This is a genomic window from Aeromonas sp. PS2Canimalfood6, from assembly GCF_048276795.1.
GTDB lineage: Bacteria > Pseudomonadota > Gammaproteobacteria > Enterobacterales > Aeromonadaceae > Aeromonas > Aeromonas caviae.
Window position 1 is genome coordinate 38510 of the sequence record NZ_JBLUXC010000004.1, and the last position, 22648, is coordinate 61157.

General features: G+C 63.5%; 17 protein-coding genes. 12 read left to right on the forward strand and 5 right to left on the reverse strand.

Features of this window, described 5'->3' with window-relative positions:
- Positions 1-4 precede the first annotated feature (4 nt).
- The 3 genes from arsB to ACNPAA_RS03055 form a co-directional block, all read right to left on the reverse strand.
- Positions 5-1069 (reverse strand): ACR3 family arsenite efflux transporter, encoded by a 1065-nt coding sequence (gene arsB / locus ACNPAA_RS03045; RefSeq protein ID WP_417891582.1) that lies wholly within the window; start codon positions 1067-1069, stop codon positions 5-7.
- An 88-nt stretch (positions 1070-1157) separates the two neighbouring features.
- Positions 1158-1526: an ArsR/SmtB family transcription factor gene (locus tag ACNPAA_RS03050; protein ID WP_103243532.1), complete on the reverse strand. Its 369-nt coding sequence runs from the start codon at positions 1524-1526 to the stop codon at positions 1158-1160.
- Between the two features lie 390 nt (positions 1527-1916).
- Complete coding sequence (locus ACNPAA_RS03055; RefSeq protein WP_201872342.1) at positions 1917-3008, reverse strand: HD-GYP domain-containing protein; 1092 nt, start codon at positions 3006-3008, stop codon at positions 1917-1919.
- 266 nt (positions 3009-3274) lie between these two features.
- Between ACNPAA_RS03055 and rimO the strand changes: the two genes are divergently transcribed.
- From rimO to ACNPAA_RS03110, 11 genes are all read left to right on the forward strand, one after another.
- Positions 3275-4603: a 30S ribosomal protein S12 methylthiotransferase RimO gene (gene rimO / locus ACNPAA_RS03060; RefSeq protein ID WP_417891583.1), complete on the forward strand. Its 1329-nt coding sequence runs from the start codon at positions 3275-3277 to the stop codon at positions 4601-4603.
- A 544-nt stretch (positions 4604-5147) separates the two neighbouring features.
- Positions 5148-6830, forward strand: a complete 1683-nt coding sequence (locus ACNPAA_RS03065) for an ABC transporter substrate-binding protein (RefSeq protein WP_010673906.1) — start codon at positions 5148-5150, stop codon at positions 6828-6830.
- A 117-nt stretch (positions 6831-6947) separates the two neighbouring features.
- Complete coding sequence (locus ACNPAA_RS03070; protein WP_010673905.1) at positions 6948-7931, forward strand: ABC transporter permease; 984 nt, start codon at positions 6948-6950, stop codon at positions 7929-7931.
- A 1-nt stretch (position 7932) separates the two neighbouring features.
- The gene (locus ACNPAA_RS03075; RefSeq protein ID WP_010673904.1) at positions 7933-8838 is read left to right on the forward strand and encodes an ABC transporter permease; all 906 of its coding nucleotides are present in this window, start codon (positions 7933-7935) and stop codon (positions 8836-8838) included.
- On the forward strand, positions 8835-9857 hold the full coding sequence (locus tag ACNPAA_RS03080) for an ABC transporter ATP-binding protein (RefSeq protein ID WP_201872649.1): 1023 nt from the start codon (positions 8835-8837) through the stop codon (positions 9855-9857). Before ACNPAA_RS03075 ends, ACNPAA_RS03080 begins: the two co-directional genes overlap by 4 nt.
- An 11-nt stretch (positions 9858-9868) precedes the next feature.
- Complete coding sequence (locus tag ACNPAA_RS03085) at positions 9869-10867, forward strand: ABC transporter ATP-binding protein (protein ID WP_039040529.1); 999 nt, start codon at positions 9869-9871, stop codon at positions 10865-10867.
- A 107-nt stretch (positions 10868-10974) separates the two neighbouring features.
- On the forward strand, positions 10975-12702 hold the full coding sequence (locus ACNPAA_RS03090; protein ID WP_417891590.1) for a glycoside hydrolase family 9 protein: 1728 nt from the start codon (positions 10975-10977) through the stop codon (positions 12700-12702).
- Between the two features lie 104 nt (positions 12703-12806).
- Positions 12807-13679, forward strand: coding sequence for a BadF/BadG/BcrA/BcrD ATPase family protein (locus ACNPAA_RS03095; RefSeq protein ID WP_039040527.1), 873 nt, complete (start codon positions 12807-12809; stop codon positions 13677-13679).
- Positions 13680-13746: 67 nt separating this feature from the next.
- The gene (locus ACNPAA_RS03100; protein ID WP_171865557.1) at positions 13747-15603 is read left to right on the forward strand and encodes a beta-N-acetylhexosaminidase; all 1857 of its coding nucleotides are present in this window, start codon (positions 13747-13749) and stop codon (positions 15601-15603) included.
- 192 nt (positions 15604-15795) lie between these two features.
- Complete coding sequence (locus ACNPAA_RS03105) at positions 15796-17349, forward strand: methyl-accepting chemotaxis protein (protein ID WP_161470397.1); 1554 nt, start codon at positions 15796-15798, stop codon at positions 17347-17349.
- A 66-nt stretch (positions 17350-17415) separates the two neighbouring features.
- Positions 17416-17766: an MGMT family protein gene (locus ACNPAA_RS03110; RefSeq protein ID WP_161470396.1), complete on the forward strand. Its 351-nt coding sequence runs from the start codon at positions 17416-17418 to the stop codon at positions 17764-17766.
- 83 nt (positions 17767-17849) lie between these two features.
- On the opposite strand, the gene ACNPAA_RS03115 is transcribed toward ACNPAA_RS03110, so the two are convergent.
- Together ACNPAA_RS03115 and topA are read right to left on the reverse strand one after the other, a co-directional pair.
- Entirely contained in the window at positions 17850-18020 is a 171-nt protein-coding gene (locus tag ACNPAA_RS03115; RefSeq protein ID WP_164882955.1) for a hypothetical protein, read from the reverse strand.
- A 115-nt stretch (positions 18021-18135) separates the two neighbouring features.
- A complete protein-coding gene (gene topA / locus ACNPAA_RS03120) occupies positions 18136-20757 on the reverse strand; it encodes a type I DNA topoisomerase (RefSeq protein WP_010673895.1) in 2622 nt (873 codons plus the stop codon).
- A 360-nt stretch (positions 20758-21117) separates the two neighbouring features.
- On the opposite strand from topA, the gene astB reads away from it, so the two are divergent.
- Complete coding sequence (gene astB, locus ACNPAA_RS03125; RefSeq protein ID WP_045525189.1) at positions 21118-22455, forward strand: N-succinylarginine dihydrolase; 1338 nt, start codon at positions 21118-21120, stop codon at positions 22453-22455.
- The last annotated feature ends 193 nt before the right edge of the window (positions 22456-22648 follow it).

Consider the following 22648-nt stretch of genomic DNA (forward strand, 5'->3'; position numbering starts at 1 on the left):
TCCGTTAGCGCCTTAGTCCCGCCTCGTACCAGGGTTTGCTGGCGTTGACCACGCGCACCACCAGCAGCATGACCGGCACCTCGATGAGCACCCCGACCACGGTGGCGAGCGCCGCACCGGAATGAAAGCCGAACAGGCTGATGGCGGCGGCCACCGCCAGCTCGAAGAAGTTGGAGGCCCCGATCAGGGCGGAAGGGCAGGCCACCGAGTGCTTCTCCCCCACCTTGCGGTTGAGCCAGTAGGTAAGCCCGGAGTTGAACAGCACCTGGATCAGGATGGGCACCGCCAACAGGGCGATGACCAGCGGCTGCTCGATGATGGCGTTGCCCTGGAAGGCGAACAGCAGCACCAGGGTGAGCAGCAGGGCCGCCACCGACCAGGGCTGGATGCGGGTCATGACGCCGTCAAAATGGGCCTGCCCCTTTCTCATCAAGGCCTTGCGCAGCAGCTGGGCGAGGATGACGGGGATGACGATGTAGAGCACCACCGAGGTGAGCAGGGTATCCCAGGGCACGACTATGCTGGAGACCCCGAGCAGCAGCGCCACCAGCGGGGCAAAGGCAAACACCATGATGAGGTCGTTCACCGCCACCTGCGACAGGGTGAAGTAGGGATCGCCGTTGGTGAGGCGACTCCAGACAAACACCATGGCGGTGCAGGGGGCTGCCGCCAGCAGGATGAGGCCCGCCACGTAGCTGTCGAGCTGATCCGCCGGCAGCCAGTCGGCAAACAGCACGCGGATGAAGAGCCAGCCGAGGAAAGCCATGGAGAATGGCTTGACCAGCCAGTTGATGAAGAGGGTGACCCCGATTCCCTTGAGGTGCCCCTTCACCTGGTGCAGGGCGCCAAAGTCGATCTTGAGCAGCATGGGGATGATCATCACCCAGATAAGCAGCCCCACCGGCAGGTTGACCCTGGCCACCTCCATGGCGCCGATGGCCTTGAAGAGACTCGGCAACCCCTGCCCCAGACCAATGCCCACCAGGATGCAGAGGGCGACCCAGGCGGTCAGATAACGTTCAAAAAAGCCGATGGCAGGGGCTGCCTTGGCCTCACAGCTTGCAGACATGATGACTCCCGGTGCGATCCACGCTCGCACCCCAGGTTGAATAGATGAATGACACGGCACATGGGCATCGACAGCCCGGCATGGCCTGTTACGACTCGCCGCAGCAGGACGACGACCCCTCGGCGCGGGAGGCGCTGCCGGGCCCGGCGGGCAGCAGGCCGCACGCCTCGGGATGACCGGCGCAGCACTCCTCGGTGAGGTAGGCGATCACCCCCAGCATCAGGGGGATGTTGGCGCGATAGCGCAGAAAGCGCCCCTCCTGCTCCACCGACAGCAACCCGGCGTTGAGCATCCCCTTGAGGTGAAACGAGAGGGTATTGGGGGCGATGTCGAGCTCGCCAGCCAGCTCCCCCGCGACCCGCCCCTCCAGCCCGGCCTTGACCAGCAGCCGCCACACTTCGAGCCGGATGCCGGAAGCCAGCGATTCAAAGACCTTGGTGGCCGTCTCTTTGTTCATGGGTCTCCCCCCTTGGATGCTTCATTTCAACTATACAAGAATTATTGAAATGATCAAAGCGTCACCACCGAGCCGACATCGCGACGGGACGGGCCGCCAGAGGCGCCGCCCCGGCCATGTCGTGCCCGCCAGCGGCCTCATGTCAGTCATACGGCTAATATCTGGCCTCTCTTTATAAGGCACTCTTATGACCTTACCCCGGACAATCCTCCCGTTGGCCGCCCCGCTCACCGCGGCGCCCTGCCCCGCCGCAAAGCCGCAATGCCGCAGAACAACCCCCGGCGCCGGATGCACCAAAAGGCGATGAAACGAGAAATGGCCCCAGGCACCGCCATCAGATGACGGGGCCTGGGGAATCCGGGGGAAGCCGGGGAGGAGAGAGAGGCGCAATCAGGTGATCACGGGATCCCGATATTGCCGGTGGATGGCACAAAACGCCTCCCGGCTTTGCAGCACCGCCGCGACGCAGACAGGGTCGAACTGGCTGCCGGCATGGGTCTTGAGGTATTCGAAGGCCGTTTCGAGGGGCCAGGCCTGCTTGTAGGGTCGCTCGCTGGTGAGGGCGTCAAACACATCAGCCACCGCGACGATGCGGGCTTCCAGGGGGATCGCCTCCCCCGCCAGTCCTTCCGGATAGCCCTGACCGTCGAAACGCTCGTGGTGGTAGGCGATGATGTTCTTCAGCATGTCGGTGTGATGGATGCCGTCGAGGCCGAACTCGCGGATCATCAGGGCGATCATCTCCCGCCCCTTGAAGGGGTGGCTCTTCATCACCTCGTACTCCTCGGCCGTGAGCTTGCCCGGCTTGAGCAGGATGGCGTCGGGCACCGCAATCTTGCCGATATCATGCAGCTCGGAAAAAAGGTGAATGAACTCCACCTCCTCGTCACTCAAGGGGTAATGGGCCGCCACCTCCCGGGCGATGAGCCGCGAATAGGCCGACATCCGGTGCAGGTGATTGGCGGTCTCCTCGTCCCGGTAGCGGCTGAACTCCCGCACCGTGGTCAGGGCCCCGTTCAGGGTCTGGATGGAGAAGAACTCCACCGCGATGATGGCCGCCAGGATCTGGGCATAGGCCGCCAGCTCACCGCAAATGGCGCCATCGAAGTAACCGGGCTCTTTGGCATCGCAAAACAGAAAGCCGAACAAGCGACTGTTGAGCAGCAGCGGCTCGGTATAGCTCGACGCGTAACCGGCCGCCAGCACTTTGCGGCTGTGCTCGGAGGGGGAGCCCAGCAGGGAATCCAGGGTATCGAGCACCCTGGGCTGCTGGTGCTCGGCCAGGTAGCGCAGGGAAGGCACCTCGCTCAGCCTGACCTCGTACTGCAACAGCGGCGAGCCCCCGTCCGTGCTGTGGGCAAAGGTCTTGAGCTGGTCCGTCTGCGGGTCGTAGATGGCGATCGCCACCCGGCTCAACTTGTCAAACCGCTGCCTGAGGGTGGCGTGCACGTTCTGCACTTTCTCACCAAATGAACTCTCCATCCCGCACATCCTTCTGATAGGCCTGTTGGGAGTATAGTGACACCCGTTTTGCCCCTCCTGCCAAATGGTGACGGCGCACAGGTATCGTGATCCCGCCCGCACTGGCGACGGCCCCCTCCCTGCCCGTGGTCATGTCACGCCGCCCCACCCCGTTTCCCCGGGCAAAGAGATTGTTCGCTTCCGACGTGTCGGCTGTATAGTTTTTGGTTAGCCATTCCGGTAAAATCCGCGCCCTTGAATAAGAGCCACCTAAGAGTGATTGAGCGATGTCCAACACAAAACAGGCCCCCAAAGTAGGATTCGTCTCCTTGGGTTGCCCCAAAAACCTGGTTGATTCCGAACGCATCCTGACCCAGCTGCGTACCGAAGGGTACGACGTGGTGCCCAGCTATGACGATGCGAAGCTGGTGGTGGTCAACACCTGCGGCTTCATCGACAGCGCGGTGCAGGAGTCCCTGGAAGCCATCGGTGAAGCCCTGGCCGAGAACGGCAAGGTGATCGTCACCGGCTGCCTGGGTGCCAAAGAGAACCAGATCCGCGAGATCCACCCCAAGGTGCTCGAGATCACCGGTCCCCACGCCTATGAAGAGGTGCTGGGCCACGTCCACAAATACGTGGAAAAACCCACCCACAACCCCTTCACCAGCCTGGTGCCGGCCCACGGCGTCAAGTTGACCCCGCGCCACTACGCCTATCTCAAGATTTCCGAAGGCTGCAACCACCGCTGCACCTTCTGCATCATACCCTCCATGCGCGGGGATCTGGTGAGCCGCCCCATCGGCGAAGTGCTGGCCGAAGCCAAGCGCCTGAAAGAGGCTGGCGTGAAGGAGATCCTGGTGATCTCCCAGGACACCTCCGCCTACGGCGTGGACGTCAAGCACCGCACCGGTTTCTACGACGGCATGCCGGTCAAGACCAGCATGGTGGCCTTGTGCGAAGAGCTGGCCAAGCTCGGCATGTGGGTGCGCCTGCACTACGTCTACCCGTACCCGCACGTGGATGACGTCATCCCCCTGATGCGCGACGGCAAGATCCTCCCCTACCTCGACATCCCGCTGCAGCACGCCAGCCCGCGCATCCTCAAATTGATGAAGCGCCCCGGCTCCGTCGAGCGCACCCTGGAGCGCATCCAGAAGTGGCGCGAGATCTGCCCCGAGATCACCCTGCGCTCCACCTTCATCGTCGGCTTCCCCGGCGAGACCGAGGAAGAGTTCCAGATGCTGCTGGACTTCATCGACAAGGCGGAACTGGACAGGGTTGGCTGCTTCAAATACAGCCCGGTCGAGGGTGCCAAGGCCAACGAGCTGCCGGATCCGGTGCCGGCCGAGGTGCAGGAAGAACGCTTCCAGCGCTTTATGGAGCTGCAACAGCAGGTCTCCATCCGCAAGCTGGCCCGTAAAGTGGGCAAAGAGATGCTGGTGCTGATCGACGAGGTGGACGAAGAAGGTGCCACCGGCCGCTCCGCCGCCGATGCCCCCGAGATCGACGGCCTGGTCTACCTGAATGGTGAAACCGGCCTCAAGCCCGGCGACATGGTCAAGGTCCGCATCGACGAAGCGGACGAGTACGACCTCTGGGCCAGCCTGGTGGAATAATCACGCCACTCCCCCTCAAAGCCAGTCGGTTTCACCGACTGGCTTTTTTAATGTCCGCCGCCCGTCAGGCTCTTGCATGCCCCCCTGTCATCCCCTGTCCCGCCCCTCGTCACCGCTCACCTCCCCTTGCTCTTTTCGCACGCGCCCGTGAACCAGCGCACACTTCTCTCCTGCCACATGAGTCGCTTGTTTCCTGCGCAAAAATAAGCCGTGTCAACGGGGAAAAAACGAGCACGATCCAGCTCACATTATCGTTGTAACAGGGAGTGGCAAGGTGACTTTTTACTTTGTGAGAATTAATGCAACTTTATAATTTAAAAGGATTTAAAATGCATTTTGACGATAATGACGTGCGCCGTGCAATTTTTACGATATCGACGAAATGAAGAGTTGTTGTTTTCCTGTTAATTCTGCTTTTCTAAGGGCGTTGGACGACACAACTACAAGGGTGCAAAACCTGACCAACAGCGAGGGCCGGTATCCAAGCATGCGATGTCGGTGCTCCATTCCAAAACCATGGAAGACCAATAAGAAAGGAAAAAATATGCTTGCCAAAGTATCCAAAATCGCAACCTCAGTCATGCTGGGAACTCTGCTTGCCGGTGCCACCGGTACAGCCATGGCCGCCGACAACAAGACGGTGCTGACCCTGGTTGCCCAGCAGGAAACCGCATGGGTCAAGAACTTCAACCCCTTCCTGCAAGCGGGTCTGCTCCACACCACCCGTCACTTCATCTATGAGCCGCTGGTGATCTTCAACGATATGCAGGGTGGCAAACCCGTCTATCGTCTGGCTACCCACTACGCCTTCAGCGATGATCTGAAATCCGTCACCTTCGACCTGCGCGAAGGGGTCAAGTGGTCCGATGGTGAAGCCTTCACCGCCGACGACATCCTCTTCTCCTTCAACCTGGTCAAGGCCAACAAGGCGCTGGACGAGCGCTCCATCTGGACTCAGATCAAGGGTGTCGAGAAGCTGGGTGACCACAAGGTCAAATTCGACCTGGCCGAGATCAACACCAACGTGGTGAACGACCTGGTGCTGGTGCCCATCGTGCCGGAGCATCAGTGGAAGTCGGTGAAAGACCCGGTGGCCTTCACCAACGACAAGCCGGTCGGGACCGGTCCCTTCACCGAAGTGGACAACTTCTCCGCCCAGCTCTACACCCAGTGCCGCAACCCGCACTACTGGGACAACGCCAGCCTCTCCATCGACTGCCTGCGCATGCCGCAGATGGCCACCAACGACCAGGTTCTGGCCGCCGTGATGAAGGGTGACGTGGACTGGTTCGGCTCCTTCGTGCCGGACATCGAGCGTCTCTACGTCGGCAACGATCCGAAGAACAACAAGTACTGGTTCCCCGCCTCCGGCACAGTGGCGTTCAACGTCAACTTCCAGAGCAAGAACCCGGGCAACCACGAAGCCTTCAACGACATCAACTTCCGCCGCGCCTTCTCCATGGCCATGGACCGCCAGTCCATGGTGGACATCGCGGGCTACGGCTACCCCACCGTCAACGAGTACCCGTCAGGGCTTGGCAAGGCATTCGCTTCCTGGGACAACCCGGACGTCGAGAAGAAGTACGGCAAGTACAACAAGTTCGACCTGGAAGGGGCCAAGGCCCTGCTGAAACAGGCGGGCTACAAGGACTGTGACGGCGACAAGTTCCTCGACACCCCGAGCTGCAAGAAGATCGAGTTCAAGGTGCTGGTACCGAACGGCTGGACCGACTGGGTCAACACCGTCCAGATCGGGGTCGAAGGCCTGCAGGCCCTGGGCCTGAACGCCAAGACCGCCACCCCGGAAGCCACCGTCTGGACCGAGTCCCTGATCACCGGTGACTTCGACGTCGCCCTGCAGGGTTACTTTGCCGGTGCCAACCCGCACAAGTACTTCGAGACCGCCTTCCACTCCCGCAACATGGGTGAGCGCGGCAACCGCTTCGCGGCGCCCCGCTACAAGGATCCCGAGCTCGACAAGCTGATCGACGACTTCACCCAGACCGCCGATGCGGCCAAGCAGAAGGAGATCATGTTCGCCATCCAGGAGCGTGTCGGGGCCAACCAGACCATCATCCCGGTGTTCAACAACCCGACCTGGTACGAATACAGCACCAAGCGCTTCAACGGCTGGTTCAGTGCCGACAACCCGGTCGCCAAGCCGCAGGTTCACCCGGACACCCCGGAGCGTCTGCTGCACGTGCTGTCACTCAAGCCAAACAGCTAATCACCCCGGCCCCCTGCGGGGGGCCCTCTTCCCCGCCATGTCTTCCATCCCCCGTCTTTGCCGGGGTTGGGGGAGCTTTGCCCGGCGCGGGGCAGGCTTGCAGTAAAAGGTATCACCATGGGATTTATACTTAGACGCTTCTCCTTCTATCTGGTCGCCTTCCTGGTGGCCGCCACCATCAACTTCCTGCTACCCAGAGCCATGCCGGGGGACCCCGTCTCCGTCATGTTTGCCCGGGCCGGCGCCATGATGGAACCCGCCGCGCTGGAAGCCCTCAAAGCCACCTTCGGTTTCGTGGACGGCCCCATCGGCACCCAGTTTCTCACCTATGTGAAGAGCGTCTTCACCTGGGATCTCGGCACCTCGGTGCGCTACTACCCCCAACCGGTTGCCGACGTCCTCGGCCGCGCCATCGGCTGGACCCTGTTCCTGGTGGGCACCTCCACCATTCTGAGCTTCTCCATCGGCTCCATCGTCGGCATCTTCGCCGCCTGGTACCGGGGCGGACGCATGGACAGCATCCTCTCCCCGCTAACCCTGGTGATGCAGGCCATCCCCCCCGTGGTGGTCTCCCTGCTCGCCCTCTTCCTGTTCGGAGTGAGCCTCGGCTGGCTGCCCATCGGCTACGCCTACAGCCCCGAGATCCCCGCCGATTTTGGCTGGGAACACATCAAGAGCATCCTGCTGCACGCCATCATGCCGGTGGGCACCCTGGCCGCGGTGCAGGTAGGGGGCTTTCTCATCACCATGCGCAACAACATGATCAACCTCCTGGGCGAGGACTACATCACCATGGCCAAGGCCAAGGGGCTCTCCAGCAACCGGGTGATCTTCAACTACGGCGCGCGCAACGCCGTGCTGCCCAGCGTCACCGCCCTCTCCATGGCGCTCGGTTTCGTCATCGGCGGATCCCTCATCACCGAAGTGATCTTCAACTACCCCGGCCTGGGACTGACCCTCTATCAGGGCATCCTGGCCCGTGACTACCCCCTCATCCAGGGGCAACTGCTCATCATGACCATCACCATGCTCAGCTTCAATTTCCTGGCGGACGTGCTCTACGTCTTCCTGGATCCCCGTCTGCGTACAGGAGGCAAATAAGATGCGTATGCCGACTATCTTGAAAATCCTGCTGGGTAACAAGAAGGCCGCCTTCGGCCTCGCCATCGTGGTCACCTTCGTGCTGATGGCACTGTTCGCCCCGCTGCTCGCCAGCAACGAACCCACCAAGCGGGTCGCCCGCCCCCACCAGCCCCCCAGCGTGGAGCTGGTGATGGGTTCCAACCGCATGGGCCACGATCTCTGGGCCCAGTTCACCAACGGCGCCCGCATCTCCCTGATGGTGGGCTTCGGGGCAGGCCTGCTGGTGTGCGCCCTGGCCATCACGGTGGGCATCACCGCCGGCTACTTCGGCGGCGTGGTGGACGAGTGCCTCACCTTCCTGATGAACGTGGTGCTGGTGATCCCGAACCTCCCCCTGTTGCTGGTGCTGGCAAGCTTCATCGGAGAGGCCTCCCCCATGGTGATCGCCCTCATCATAGGGTTGACCTCCTGGGCCTATGGTGCCCGGGTCATCCGCGCCCAGACCCTGGCCCTGCGGGAAAAGGAGTTCGTCATCGCCGCCGAGGTGCTGGGTGAACCGGCCTGGCGCATCATCCTGGTGGAGATACTGCCGAACCTCATCTCCATCATCGGGGTGAGCTTCATCGGGTCCATCATCTACGCCATCGTCACCGAGGCGACCCTGGAGTTCCTGGGGCTCGGCGACCCGACCGTGGTCAGCTGGGGCATCATGCTCTACAACGCCCAGACCTCGAGCGCCATCCTGGTGGGCGCCTGGTGGGAGATCCTGGCCCCCTGCTTTGCCATCGCCACCCTGGGGGCGGGCCTCGCCATGCTCAACTTCGCCATCGACGAGATCGCCAACCCGCAGCTTCGTTCCCACAAGGGCCTGCGTCGCTGGAAGCAGCTTGCCACTCCCATCACTGCTCAGGAGAAGACAGCATGAAGCCGCAACAACCCCTGCTGTCGGTGCGCCAGCTCTGCGTCGACTACATCACCGAGAGCGGCGACGTGCGCGCCGTCAATTCGGTCAGTTTTGACATCATGCCGGGTGAGGTGTTCGGCCTCGCCGGCGAGTCCGGCTGCGGCAAGTCCACGGTCGCCTTCTCGGTGGCGCGCCTGCACAAACCGCCCGCCTACATCAGCGGCGGCGAGATCCTGTTCAAGGGAGAGAACATCCTCGCCTTCGACGACGAGCGACTGCGCAGCTACCGCTGGCGCCAGGCGAGCGTGGTGTTCCAGTCCGCCATGAATGCGCTCAACCCAGTGCTGCGCATGGAGGAGCAGTTCTGCGACGTGCTCTTGGCCCACAACCCCGGCATGACCCGCTATGAGGCGATCAAGCGTGCTCAGGAGCTGCTGGAGATAGTCGACATCCACCCGAGCCGGCTCAAGGACTACCCGCACCAGTTCTCCGGCGGCATGCGCCAGCGGCTGGTGATCGCCATCGCCATGGCCCTCAACCCCGAGCTGCTGATCATGGACGAGCCCACCACGGCGCTGGACGTGGTGGTGCAGCGGGAGATCCTGCAGAAGGTCTATGCACTGAAAGAGAAGTTCAACTTCTCCATCCTCTTCATCACCCACGACCTCTCCTTGATGGTCGAGTTCTGCGATCGCATCGGCATCATGTACGCGGGAGAACTGGTGGAGGTGGCGCCGGCCAAGGCGATCCTGACCGCACCGCTGCACCCCTACACCCGGGGCCTTGGCAATTCCTTCCCCCCCCTGCACGGGCCCAAGACCGTGCTGGAGGGGATACCGGGCAGCCCACTCAATCTGCTGGAGGTGCCGGTGGGCTGCCGCTTCCAGGCACGCTGCAGCAAGGTGCACGAGCGCTGCCGCCAGGAATACACCCGGCTGGCCGAGATCCTGCCCGGCCAACAGGCTGCCTGCCACCTTCATGAGGCAGCAGAGGAACAACCGGATCTTCCGATCCATCTGGACAAGGCCGCTGGCTGTTAAGGATGTCTGTCATGCAAATCGCCCAAACCGACGCGCCCATCATCGAGGTCCAGCACCTCTACAAGGACTTCGCCGTCAACTCCAACGCCATCAAGAGCGGCAAGATGCGGGCACTGTCCGACATCACCTTCAACCTGCACCGGGGCCGGGCCCTGGCAGTGGTGGGGGAATCCGGCTCCGGCAAGAGCACCATCGCCAAGATCATCGCCAAGATGTACAAGCTCTCCAACGGCCGCATCCTCTACCGTGGCCGCGACCTGGAGGAGTTCAACAAGGGCACCGCCCTGCTGGACTATCGCCAGAGCGTACAGATGGTGTGGCAGGATCCGTTCGGTTCATTGAATCCGACCCACACCATCTACCACCACATCGCCCGCCCCCTGCTGCTGCACAGCAAGGTGAGCGACAAGCGGGATCTGCCCGACATGGTCTATGGCCTCCTTGAAAAGGTGGGGCTGACCCCCGCCAAGGCGACCGCGGCCAAGTACCCTCACCAGCTCTCCGGCGGCCAGCGGCAGCGGGTCAACATCGCCCGCAACCTGGCGGTGGAGGCGGAAGTGGTGCTGGCGGACGAACCCACCTCCATGCTCGACGTCTCCATTCGCATCGGCATCCTCAACCTGATGGAGCAGATGAAGAACGAGCTCGGCGTCTCCATGCTCTACATCACCCACGACATCGCCACCGCCCGCTACGTGGCGGAAGATCTGGCGGTCATGTACGTGGGGCACATGGTGGAGTGGGGAGAGGTGGACGAGATCCTGCACCACCCCCAGCACCCCTACACCCAGTTGCTCATCTCGGCGGTGCCCGATCCCGAGAAGAGCATCCACGCCGAGCTGGAGGGAGGCCGCAAGGGGGAGATACCGCTCTGGACCCCGGAATCCCGCGGCTGCCCCTTTGCCGGGCGCTGCCACCAGGCCATGCCCCGCTGCAAGGAGAGCCTGCCGCCGGTGACCCGGCTCGCCGACAACCACTTCGTGCGCTGCTACCTCCACGAACAGGGGTAAGCAGGCCCGCGGCCGGGCGCCGTCGCCCGGCCATGCCTCGCGTCGGGGCCGCAAGGCCCCGCAATGAGCCTCGCCCGCCAGGGGCGAGCCTTCGGAGTAAGACCTTGATGGAACTTTTGATCAACCAGGTGGGTTACGAATGTGACGGGGAGAAGAGCGCCCTGCTGCAGTGCGGCGCCGACCTCGATATCCGCGGCCACGTCAGGTTGCTTCGCCAGGAGGACGACCGCCTCCTGCTGGAGACGCCGCTGGTGGCGGCGGGGAGCGTCCCCGGCTGGCAGGGGCGCCACTACTGGCGGGCCGATTTCTCCGCCTTCACCGAGCCCGGCCACTACCGGCTGGAGGCCGTCGTGACCACGGGAGCACAGAAGCGCCTGGTGCGCTCCACCCCCTTTGCCATCGGCCGGGGGCTGCTGGCGCGCCGCTGCCTCTCCGATGTCATCCACTACTTCAAGGGACAACGCGCCAGCGGCACCTTCGACCGGGCAGACCGCAGGGCACGCCTCTTTGGCACCGATCAGCGCCGGGACGTACATGGCGGCTGGTTCGACGCCAGCGGCGACATGAGCAAGTACCTGAGTCACCTCTCCTACGCCAACTACCTCAATCCCCAGCAGACCCCCATGGTGGTCTGGTCCCTGCTCAAGTGCCGGGAACTCCTGGCGACACGTCGCGACATCGACGGGATGAACCTGTGCAAACGGCTCAATGACGAGGGGTTGCACGGGGCGGATTTTCTCTGCCGGATGCAGGACGAGAGCGGCTTCTTCTACATGACCCTGTTCGACAAGTGGAGCAAGGATCCCGAGCAGCGGGAGCTGTGCGCCTATGCGACCCAGCAGGGGATCAAGTCCGCCCGCTGGCAGGCGGGTTTTCGCCAGGGGGGCGGCATGGCCATCGCCGCCCTGGCCCGCGCCGCCCGGGAACCGATTGGCGGCGACCTTGACACAAGCCAGTACGCCGAAGCGGCCAGACGCGGCTACCTGCACCTGCGCGAGCACAACCTCGCCTACCTGGATGACGGGGTCGAGAACATCATCGACGACTACTGCGCCCTGCTGGCGGCGGTCGAGCTGACCCGCACCCTGGGTCCCGAGTGGCTCGCCGAGGCACGGGATCGGGCCGGCCGGCTGTGCGCCCGCCAGCGCGCCCACCCCGATCTCGGCCACCATTGGGCCGCCAACGACGATGGCTCTCGTCCCTACTACCACGCCGCCGAAGCGGGCCTGCCGGTGCTGGCGCTGCTGGAGTATCTCGCCATCGAGCCGGATCCGGCGCGCCAGTGGGCGGCCCGGACCGTCGCCGAGCAGGCCCTGGCCGCCGAGCTGGCCCTCGCGGCCCGGGCAGGCAATCCCTTCGCTCTCGCCCGTCAGTATGTGAAAGGGGTCGATGAGGCGCCCCGGGTAAGCTTTTTCATGCCCCACCACAACGAATCCGGTTACTGGTGGCAGGGGGAGAACGCCCGGCTGGCATCGCTCGCCACCATGGCGTTTGCTGCCGCACAGCACCTGCCCGGGCAGAGCGCACTGCTCTGCACCTTCGGCCAGCAGCAGCTCGACTGGATCCTGGGGAGAAACCCCTTCAACGCCTGCATGCTGGCGGGTCAGGGCATCAACAACCCGGAATACACCGCCGGCTACCCCAATGCGCAGGGGGGGATCTGCAACGGCATCACCGCCGGCTTCGATGACGAAAATGACGTGGCCTTTATTCCAGAGGCGTACAAGGATCGGCTGGATCAGAACTGGCGCTGGGGGGAGCAATGGATCCCGCACGCCGCCTGGTTCGCCCTGGCCATCACCTGGCAGAGCGCACAAGGAGGCCACAATGATTGAGAGCGGTTCACACATCACTGGCACCGGGGAGAGCCCTGGATCCTCCATACCGCCAGCCAGGTTTACCCTGGCCGTCACCTGGCAAAGCGCGCAGGGAGGCCCCCATGATTGAGTTCTGGGTCGGGGTGGATGGCGGCGGCACCCACACCCGGGCCCGCATTCGCAACAACGCAGGCAAGCTGCTCGGCGAGGGGCGCGCCGCCGGCTCCAATCTGGAGCTGGGCATCGCCCTCGCCCACGGCCATGTGCTGGCTGCCATCGATCAGGCCCGCATCGACGCGGGTCTGCCCAGAGAGAGCGAACAGCGGATGGGAGTCGGGCTCGCACTCGCCTCCGCCGAGCTCGCCGACTGCTACCACGCCATGCTGACCATGCCCTTCCCGTTTGCGCGGGTGAAGCTCACCTCCGATGCCTTTGGTGCCTGCCTCGGCGCCTTCGACGGCCAGGAGGGGGCCATCCTGATCGCGGGCACCGGCTCGGCGGGGCTCATCTACCGGGAGGGACGCCTTCGCACCTGCTCGGGTCGCGGCTTCCCCGTCTCAGATCTCGGCAGCGGCGCCTGGCTCGGGCTGCGCGCCATCCAGCAGTCCCTGCTCTGCCACGACGGCATCCTGCCCCCCAGCACCCTGGCGGTGCGTCTGATGGATCACTTCAAGCGGGATCAGGCCGAGGTGGTGCGCTGGGCTGCGCGCGCCATCCCGGCCGACTATGGCCGCTTTGCCCCCTGGGTATTCGATGCCGCGAGCGACGGGGACGAGCTCGCCACCGCCCTGCTGGATGAGACCTGTGCCCAGCTCGGCATGCTGCTGGAGGGCATGACCCAGCTCGGGGCAGACCGGATCGCCCTGCTGGGCGGCATTGGCACGCGCCTCGCCCCCCGTCTGGGCCACTTCCATCTGGTCGCCCCCAAGCGCGACGCGCTGGAGGGGGCCATCCTGTTTGCCAGGACGGAGGCGCTGCCATGTCTGCATCCCTGAGCCTTGCCGGGCCGACAACACCTACGGGACAGGCTCCCGTTTCCTTCACCCCATCAGAGGAATTCCCATGTCCGCACCCCTGATCCACACCCGGGTCGATCACCGTGACGGTGACGATGTCTGGTTTCGCTTCACCCTGAGCCAACTGCCAGCAGCCCCCTGGAAACTCCACTTCTGCCTCGCCCGCCAGATCGATCCGCACTCGATCGAAGGGGGCTCCCTGGAGCGCCAGAGCGGCAGTTACAAGGTCATGGTGCCCCATGAGGGGGTGAGCGAGCTGCGCTTCTGTTGTCGCAACACCCCGCTCAAGCATGACTCCGATATGCCCAAGGGTTTCTTCCTGAGCCTGGAGAGCAAGGGACAGCTGCAACCCCTGGTGCTGGAGGGGGAAGACCTTGGCCTGACCAACCCGCCCTCCCCGGGACCCGACCTGCCACCGGTGGAGGCCGTCAACGGCCTCGTGCCCCAGCCCGCCCACCTGATTTATACAGAAGGCAACTTCCGGCTGGCCGAGCGGGCCCACGTCGACGGCCCCGTTCCCCTCGCCTCCCTGCTCGCCCATTTCAACGAGCTGACAGGCCTGGCCCTGACCCAGGATCACGATGCGGAGATCCACCTCGTCGAGGCGACACTTCCCCCCGAGGGGTATGAGCTCACCATCACCCCTGAGGAGATCGTCATCCGGGCCGCCGGCGAGGCGGGCTGGCGCCACGGGCTGGTGAGCCTGGCCCAGTGGGCACTCCAACACGGAGAGAGCCTGCCCTGCCTGACGGTGCGGGATGCACCGCGCTTCGGTTTTCGCGGCATCTTCCTCGACTGTGCCCGCCACTTCCACTCCATCGCCACCCTCAAGCGCCTGCTCAAGCAGATGAGCCTCTACAAGTTCAACCGCTTCCACTGGCACCTCACCGATGACGAGGGGTGGCGCCTGGAGATCAAGGCCTTCCCCCAGCTGACCGCAGTGGGAGCCTGGCGCGGCCATGGCCTGGCGGTGGGGCCCCAGCTGAGCGGCGGCCCCGATCCCTACGGCGGTTACTACACCCAGAGCGAGGTGCGCGAGCTGGTCGCCTACGCCGCCGGGCTTGGCATCACCATCATTCCGGAAATAGACATCCCGGGGCACTGTCACGCCGCCATCAAGGCGCTGCCCGAGATGCTGGTGGAAGAGGCAGACCGCTCCCGCTACCTCTCGGTGCAATATTTCGACGACAACGTGCTTAACCCAGCCCTGCCCGGCACCTACCGGTTCCTGGACGCCGTGATGGACGAGGTGTGCGATCTCTTCCCAGGGAGTCAGGTTCACATGGGGGGGGACGAAGTGCCCACCAGCGTCTGGACCGACAGTCCCGCCTGCCAGCAGCTGATGGCCGAGCAGGGGTATCAGGATTGCCGCGAGCTGCAGGGCCACCTGCTGCGCCACTGCCAGCACTACCTGGCTGGCAAGGGCAAGCAGATGCTGGGGTGGGAGGAGATACTTCACGGTGACAAGGTGAGCCGGGAGGCCACCGTCTTCGCCTGGACCAGCTTCCAGGCCGGCCTGGATGCCGCCGCATCCGGTTACCCCGTGGTGATGGCGCCTGCCCAGCACCTCTATCTGGATCTCGCCTGGAGTCAGGACATCCACGAGCCGGGACTCTACTGGGCGGGTACCCTCAACCTGGCGCAGGTGCATGCATGCGATCCTGCCCCGGCCGATTTCCATGCCAACGATAACATCCTGGGGGTGCTGAGCCCCTTGTGGTCGGAACTGATCACCTCTCGCGATCGTCTCGACTACATGTTGTTCCCGCGCATGCTGGCCACGGCAGAGGTGGCCTGGAGCACTCCCGCCCGCAAGGTGTGGGAGCACTTCGTCGCCCGTCTGCCCGGCCAGCTGCACATCCTCGACCAGTTGCAAGTGCGTTACCGGGTGCCACAGAGGTAGTGTTATCTTTTTCTTTTCGGCGACCTTTTGGTCGCCGTTTTTTTACCCATCGACAACAAAAACCCAACCTAGCCCCTACTTTTCATCTGCCTTTGTTGGCAAAATAAGGCCCCCGATGAAACCAGACAGGGGATGCACCTCCCTGCGGTTCCGCCACAATAACAATCAGCAAACAGATCGGAGCTTACCCTTATGGCCCGCAAACACGCCCAGGTCGTGGACAGTGAAGTGGAATTTCCCGCCGACGTGCAACTCGTTTCCACCACGGATCTGCGCGGCGTCATTACCTACGCCAACCCCGCCTTCTGCCGCATCGCCGGTTACCAGGTCGATGAACTGGTCGGCCACAACCACAACCTGGTTCGCCACCCCGACATGCCCAAGGCCGCCTTCGCCGACCTCTGGGATCGCCTCAAGGAGGGCAACCCCTGGCGGGGAGTGGTGAAAAACCGCTGCAAGGATGGCCGCTATTACTGGGTCGACGCCTACGTCACCCCCATCTACGAGCACGGCAAGATAAGCGGCTACCAGTCGGTGCGCTGCAAGCCCGACCCCCAGCTCAAGCAGGCTGCCGCCCAGGCCTATCGGGCCCTGCTTTCGGCCGAGCAAAAGGGCACCCCGGCCCGCCCCTCGCTGCGCCGTTTCAGGCCGCTGGTGCTCGGCCTGCCGCTGCTGGCGCTGCTGGTCTGGGCCGCCCTCACCCAGGGCCCCCTCACCGCGCTGCTGATGCTGCTCCCCCCCCTCGCCATTGCGGGCGCCTACTGGCGCGAGCTCATCGCCTTGCCCCGCTATCTCAGGCAGCTCGGTCAGCAATATGACAGCCTGACCCGGCTGGTCTATTCGGGGGATGCCCCGGGTGCCATCGCCGATTTTCACCTGAAGATGCTGCAGGCCCGGATCCGCACCGTGCTGGGGAGAGTCGACGATGCCACCCATCCGCTTCAGGCCCTGGCAACCGATCTGCAGGACTCCTCACACCGCGCCTTCCTCGACATCAACGAGCAGGATGCCCAGACCCAGCAGATGGCAGCCGCCATGACCCAGATGGCCAGCACCGCCCACGAAATCGCCCGCAACATCCAGGACACCAACGGCCAGGTGACCGAGGCGCGCAGCAGTTGCCAGAGCACGGTGGAACAGCTGGACCAGACCCAGCAGCAGATGACCAGGCTGGCCAGCCAGGCGGAGCAGGCCTTCCACTCCGCGGTGGAGCTCGCCAGCGAGTCGGAGCGCATTGGCAGCGTGATGGGTGAAATCCAGGGCATCGCCGAGCAGACCAACCTGCTGGCCCTCAACGCCGCCATCGAGGCCGCCCGTGCCGGCGAGCAAGGGCGCGGCTTTGCGGTGGTGGCGGACGAGGTGCGCACCCTGTCGACCCGTACCCACAAGGCGACCGAGCAGATCCAGGGCAGCATCAGCCAGATCCAGCACACCCTGGAACGCTGGCAGGGCATGATGCAGGACAACCTGGCCCAGACACGGGAATGTGTCGAGATGACCCGCCAGGGATCAGGCAACCTGCACCTGGTGCTGGGGGAAATCGATCAGGTGACCGAATTCTCCACCCAGATCGCCGCCGCCGCGGAGCAGCAGCAGGTGGTGGTGGAGGAGATCAGCCGCAACATCCACCAGATCTCCGAATACTCCCGCGCCAACAGCCAGAAGATCCAGGCGGTGGACGACTCCAGCCAGGAGCTGCTCAGGCGGGCCCGCGAGCTCAGGGGACTGAGCCAGACCTTCGGCTGACAGATTGCAAGCCCCATGACAGAAGCGCCACAATGGCGCTTCTGCTGTTTTTGACGAGCCATCATCATGAGAACGAACGCGCTCCCTCTGGACAAGACGGCCCGCATCGAGGCGATCCTGGCCCTGATCCCCCCCGGCCGCGTGGTGAGCTACGGCCAGGTGGCGGATCTCGCGGGCCTGCCCGGACGAGCACGACTGGTGGGCAAGGTGTTGCGGGAGACCGACAAGGTGCTGCCCTGGCATCGGGTGCTGGGGGCGGCAGGCACCATTTCGCTGCCAAAAGGATCCGCAGGCTTTGACAAGCAAGCGGGGCTGCTGCAGGAGGAGGGGGTGCCCGTGATTGGCGGGCGGGTCAGGATGCGGGAGTGGCAGTGGCAGCCCGACCTGGCCGAGCTGCTCTTTCTGGTTCCCTTCTGACGAGGCTGGCACGTCCCGAAGGGATGGGCGTTCTTGCAACAAAGGGAGGGCCTCTGTGGTCGCCCTCCGTCATGTTCTCTTCCCTAGTCGCCGGCAATGGGCCCCAGAATGTCATCGCTGCGCACCTGTACCGGGATGGTCTCATCCTCCCGTTGCAAGAGCACCAGCAGACTCTGTCTGTCCACCTCCAGCACATAGGCTGTCCCTTCACGGGTCAGGCAGGTCATGCCCGGCCGTATTTCATGTATCTCCATGACAACTCCCTGTCTTGCGCTGCCATCCATGCAGCCATTCCAGTATATCGCCATCCACCAACAAAGAAGCCCCTCGCAAGGGGCCTCTTTCATCATGCCGTGAGCGGCGTCGCCATCAGGCTTTCTTCGCCTTGGGCAGGCTCTCCTGCCATTTTCCGTTGTCGTAATGGGCTGTCCAGCCGGTCGCCTTGCCGTTGACCTCGGTCATCACGTACTGCTCCTTGGTCTTGCGGCTGAAGCGCACCACGGAGGCGTTTCCGTCAGGATCTGACGCCGGGGCGTCCGCCAGGTACTGGTGCTTGGGAGAGAGGCGATCACGGAAGCGCTTGAGCTCCTCCACCAGGGGCGCACGGGTCTCGCGGGATTTGGGGAAGTTGCTGGCGGCCAGGAAGAGGCCGGCGGCGCCGTCCCGCAGCACGAAGTGGGCGTCGGACTGGGTGCATTTCAGCTCGGGCAGGGGTACCGGATCCTCTTTCGGCGGCGCAATGTCGCCATTTTTCAGGATCTTGCGGGTGTTCTTGCAGCTCTCGTTGGTGCAACCCATGTATTTGCCGAAACGGCCGTTCTTGAGCTGCATCTCGGAGCCGCAGCGATCGCACTCGATGCTCGGCCCTTCGTAGCCCTTGAGCTTGAACTGCCCCTGCTCCACCTCGTAGCCATCGCAATCCGGGTTGCGACCGCAGACGTGCAGCTTGCGGCTGTCGTCGATGATGTAGGCGTCCATGGCGGTGCCGCAGATCCCGCAGCGATGCTTGGCACGCAGGGCATCGGTTTCCGCCTCGTCCCCGTCGGTGGCGGAGACGAACTCGTCCGCACTGACCAGGTTGATGGTCTTCTTGCAGCGCTCCTTGGGCGGCAGGGCATAGCCGGAGCAGCCGAGGAAGACGCCGGTGGTAGCGGTACGGATACCCATCTTGCGGCCACAATCCGGGCAGTCGATGTCGGTCAGCACCATCTGGTTGGCACGCATGCCCCCCTCTTCATGGGGCTTGTCGGCCTGCTCCAGCTCCTGGGTGAACTCGGCGTAGAAGGCGTCGAGCACCTTCTTCCACTCCAGGCTCCCCTCGGCGATGCCGTCGAGCTTGTCTTCCATCTTGGCGGTGAACTCGTAGTTCATCAGCTCGACGAAGTTCTCCACCAGGCGGTCGGTGACGATTTCCCCCATCTTCTCGGCGAAGAAGCGGCGGCTCTCGACCCGCACATACCCACGGTCGACGATGGTGGAGATGATGGAGGCATAGGTGGACGGACGGCCGATGCCGCGCTTTTCCAGCTCGCGTACCAGGGCCGCTTCGGTGAAGCGGGCGGGCGGCTTGGTGAAATGCTGGCGCGGATCCAGCTTGACCAGTTTCAGCACCTCGCCGACGGTCACCGCCGGCAGCTGGCTGTCTTCACCCTTGCGGCCCATGGGCGGCAGGGCCTTGGTCCAGCCGGCGAAGCGCAGGGTGCGGCCACGGGCCTTGAGCTCGAACTCCCCTGCCTTGACGGTCAGGGTGGAGGAGTCGTACTGGGCCGGGGTCATCTGGCAGGCGACAAACTGGCGCCAGATGAGGTCATAGAGCCGCATGGCATCGGGCTCCATCCCTTCCAGCATCTCGGCAGTCACCTGGACGCTGGAAGGGCGGATCGCCTCGTGGGCCTCCTGGGCATTGGCCTTGGCGCCGTAGAGGTTCGGCTCGCTCGGCAGGTAGGCGGCGCCATACTGCTCGCCGATGTATTCCCGCACCGCGTCCACCGCCTCTTTGCTGAGGTTGGTGGAGTCGGTACGCATATAGGTGATGTAACCCGCTTCATAGAGACGCTGGGCCATCATCATGGTCTTCTTGACCCCGAAGCTCAGACGAGTAGAAGCGGCCTGCTGCAGGGTGGACGTGATGAAGGGAGCGGACGGCTTGGAGCCGGTCGGCTTGTCTTCCCGGTTGACCACCTTGTAGTCGACCCCTTCCAGGGCCGCCACGGCGGCGAAGGTCTCGGCCTGGGTCACCGGCTTGAAGTCGGCACCATTGCGGCTGACCACCTCCATGCGCAGCTCACTCTTCTCGGCGGTGAGCAGGTCGGCGTTGAGATCCCAGAACTCCACCGGCACGAACGCCTTGATCTCGCGCTCCTTGTCGACGATGAGGCGCACCGCGACGGATTGCACCCGACCGGCGGAGAGGCCGCGGGCCAGCTTCTTCCACAAGAGCGGGGAGACCATGTAGCCCACCACCCGGTCGAGGAAACGACGGGCCTGCTGGGCGTTGACGCGATGAATGTTCAACTCGGACGGCTGGGCGAACGCCTCCTGGATGGCGCTCTTGGTGATCTCGTTGAACACCACGCGCTTGTAGCGGCTGTCGTCGCCACCGATGATCTCGCGCAGGTGCCAGGCGATCGCTTCCCCCTCTCTATCCAAGTCGGTTGCGAGATAGATGGTGTCGGCCTTGGCGGCCAGACTTTGCAACTCGCTGACCACTTTTTCCTTGCCGGGCAAAATCTGGTAGTTGGCCTGCCAGCCTGCGGTAGGGTTGATGCCCATCCTTGAGAACAGGGCGTTGCGATCCTTGGCCGCCTTCTCGGATTCGCTGAGCTTGATGCCGCGAATGACAGGTTTTTTGGGCTCGGTGCTGGCGCTGCCGCTGGTCGGCAGATCGCGCACGTGGCCTACGCTGGATTTCACCACGTAGTCCTTGCCCAAATATTTGTTGATGGTCTTGGCCTTGGCCGGAGACTCCACGATGACCAGTGATTTGCCCATGCTGTAACTATTATCCTCATTGCACCCGACGGGGTTGGCGTGCGGTTTTGTGGGGCTGTATAAGAGATTTGACGGGAAAAAGCAATCTTGCGGGTCAATTTGCCCGACAGCCCGAACCGCCCTGCTTCTTTATTTATTAATGCGAAGCCGGGGCGCGGGAAGCAACCGCTTTTTTGTTTTTATGCTATATCCCCCCCTTTTTTAGATTGGAAATGACATATCCAGCCACCCTTGTGACATAAAAACCCATTCTGGTTATCAGCTTGTTACAAAGGATGAAATCTCTTTATAATGGCCGCACACCGCAGCTTTGTGCGCGGAAGGAACCGCTCCCCATATAAAAATCGAAAGGATGTGATCATGAAGCACTTCGAGGTCAACTTCGACGGCCTGGTCGGCCCCACCCACAACTATGCCGGCCTCTCCTATGGCAACGTCGCCTCCCAGAGCAACGCCAAAGAGGCCTCCAACCCCAAGGAAGCGGCCAAGCAGGGGCTGCGCAAGATGAAGGCGCTGACCGACCTCGGCATGGTGCAGGGCGTGCTGGCTCCTCAGGAGAGACCGGATCTCGCGACCCTGCGCCGCCTGGGCTTCACCGGCAACGACGCCAGCGTCCTGGCCCAGGCCGCCAGACAGGCCCCCGCCGTGCTGGCCGCCTGCTACTCCGCCTCCAGCATGTGGACTGCCAACGCCGCCACCGTCTCCCCGAGCGCCGACACCCAGGATGGCCGCATTCACTTTACCCCCGCCAACCTGACCAACAAGTTCCACCGCTCCCTGGAGCCCGAGGTGACCGGGCGCATCCTGCGGGCCGTGTTCAACAACGATCGCCACTTCTATCACCACCAGCATCTGCCGGAGAACGACCACTTCGGTGATGAAGGCGCCGCCAACCACACCCGGCTGTGCCGCGCCTATGGCGAAGCGGGGGTCGAGCTGTTCGTCTATGGCCGCAGCGCCTTCGACGTCTCCCAGCCCGCCCCCAAACGCTACCCGGCCCGCCAGACCCTGGAAGCGAGCCAGGCCATCGCCCGCCTGCATGGTCTGGGGGATGAGAGTGCGGTCTTCATTCAGCAGAACCCGGACGTGATCGATCAGGGGGTGTTCCACAACGACGTCATCGCGGTGGGCAACCAGAACGTGCTCTTCTTCCACCAGCAGGCGTTCCTCCATACCGAGGCGGCGCTGGCCGAGGTGCGTACCAAGTTCGGCGACGGGGAACTGCACTTCATCGAGGTACCGACTGCAGAGGTGTCGGTGCAGGATGCGGTGAAGTCCTATCTGTTCAACACCCAGATCCTCACCCTGCCATCCGGCGAGATGGCGATCATCGCCCCCACCGAATGCCGCGACAACCCGGCGGTGTCCGCCTATCTGGCCAGGCTGGTGACCCAGGGCACCCCCATCAAGGACGTCCACTACATGGACGTGAAGCAGAGCATGAGAAACGGCGGCGGCCCCGCCTGTCTGCGCCTGCGGGTCGCCATGAACGACACCGAGCTCGCCGCGGTCAACCCGGCCTGCCTCATCACCGACAGCCAGTTTGCCCGCCTAGATCAGTGGGTCGAGAAGCACTATCGCGACAGCCTGGCGCTGGACGATCTGCGCGACCCCTCCCTGGTGCTGGAGACCCGCACCGCCCTGGACGAGCTGACCCAGATCCTGAAACTGGGTTCCGTCTATCCCTTCCAACGCTGAGGTGCGCCATCGGCCTGCAGAGCCGACGCAATAAAAAAAGAGAGCCGGGCAATGCCCGGCTCTCTTTTTAGTCCTTTGCACTGAGCTATAAAACCTGTTCACGAGCTGTAGCGAGAGATCGTCAGCAAGGTGAAGAGCTGCGCAGGAACCGGAGTGTGTAGATACACATGAGGATTCCGAGCAGCACATGAGC

What these genes read in the sequence shown, in the direction of transcription:
- arsB (WP_417891582.1), bottom strand. Translation starts at nt 1,069, where the DNA reads ATGTCTGCAAGCTGTGAGGCCAAGGCAGCCCCTGCCATCGGCTTTTTT.
- ACNPAA_RS03050 (WP_103243532.1), bottom strand. Translation starts at nt 1,526, where the DNA reads ATGAACAAAGAGACGGCCACCAAGGTCTTTGAATCGCTGGCTTCCGGC.
- ACNPAA_RS03055 (WP_201872342.1), bottom strand. Translation starts at nt 3,008, where the DNA reads ATGGAGAGTTCATTTGGTGAGAAAGTGCAGAACGTGCACGCCACCCTC.
- rimO (WP_417891583.1), top strand. Translation starts at nt 3,275, where the DNA reads ATGTCCAACACAAAACAGGCCCCCAAAGTAGGATTCGTCTCCTTGGGT.
- ACNPAA_RS03065 (WP_010673906.1), top strand. Translation starts at nt 5,148, where the DNA reads ATGCTTGCCAAAGTATCCAAAATCGCAACCTCAGTCATGCTGGGAACT.
- ACNPAA_RS03070 (WP_010673905.1), top strand. Translation starts at nt 6,948, where the DNA reads ATGGGATTTATACTTAGACGCTTCTCCTTCTATCTGGTCGCCTTCCTG.
- ACNPAA_RS03075 (WP_010673904.1), top strand. Translation starts at nt 7,933, where the DNA reads ATGCGTATGCCGACTATCTTGAAAATCCTGCTGGGTAACAAGAAGGCC.
- ACNPAA_RS03080 (WP_201872649.1), top strand. Translation starts at nt 8,835, where the DNA reads ATGAAGCCGCAACAACCCCTGCTGTCGGTGCGCCAGCTCTGCGTCGAC.
- ACNPAA_RS03085 (WP_039040529.1), top strand. Translation starts at nt 9,869, where the DNA reads ATGCAAATCGCCCAAACCGACGCGCCCATCATCGAGGTCCAGCACCTC.
- ACNPAA_RS03090 (WP_417891590.1), top strand. Translation starts at nt 10,975, where the DNA reads ATGGAACTTTTGATCAACCAGGTGGGTTACGAATGTGACGGGGAGAAG.
- ACNPAA_RS03095 (WP_039040527.1), top strand. Translation starts at nt 12,807, where the DNA reads ATGATTGAGTTCTGGGTCGGGGTGGATGGCGGCGGCACCCACACCCGG.
- ACNPAA_RS03100 (WP_171865557.1), top strand. Translation starts at nt 13,747, where the DNA reads ATGTCCGCACCCCTGATCCACACCCGGGTCGATCACCGTGACGGTGAC.
- ACNPAA_RS03105 (WP_161470397.1), top strand. Translation starts at nt 15,796, where the DNA reads ATGGCCCGCAAACACGCCCAGGTCGTGGACAGTGAAGTGGAATTTCCC.
- ACNPAA_RS03110 (WP_161470396.1), top strand. Translation starts at nt 17,416, where the DNA reads ATGAGAACGAACGCGCTCCCTCTGGACAAGACGGCCCGCATCGAGGCG.
- ACNPAA_RS03115 (WP_164882955.1), bottom strand. Translation starts at nt 18,020, where the DNA reads ATGGAGATACATGAAATACGGCCGGGCATGACCTGCCTGACCCGTGAA.
- topA (WP_010673895.1), bottom strand. Translation starts at nt 20,757, where the DNA reads ATGGGCAAATCACTGGTCATCGTGGAGTCTCCGGCCAAGGCCAAGACC.
- astB (WP_045525189.1), top strand. Translation starts at nt 21,118, where the DNA reads ATGAAGCACTTCGAGGTCAACTTCGACGGCCTGGTCGGCCCCACCCAC.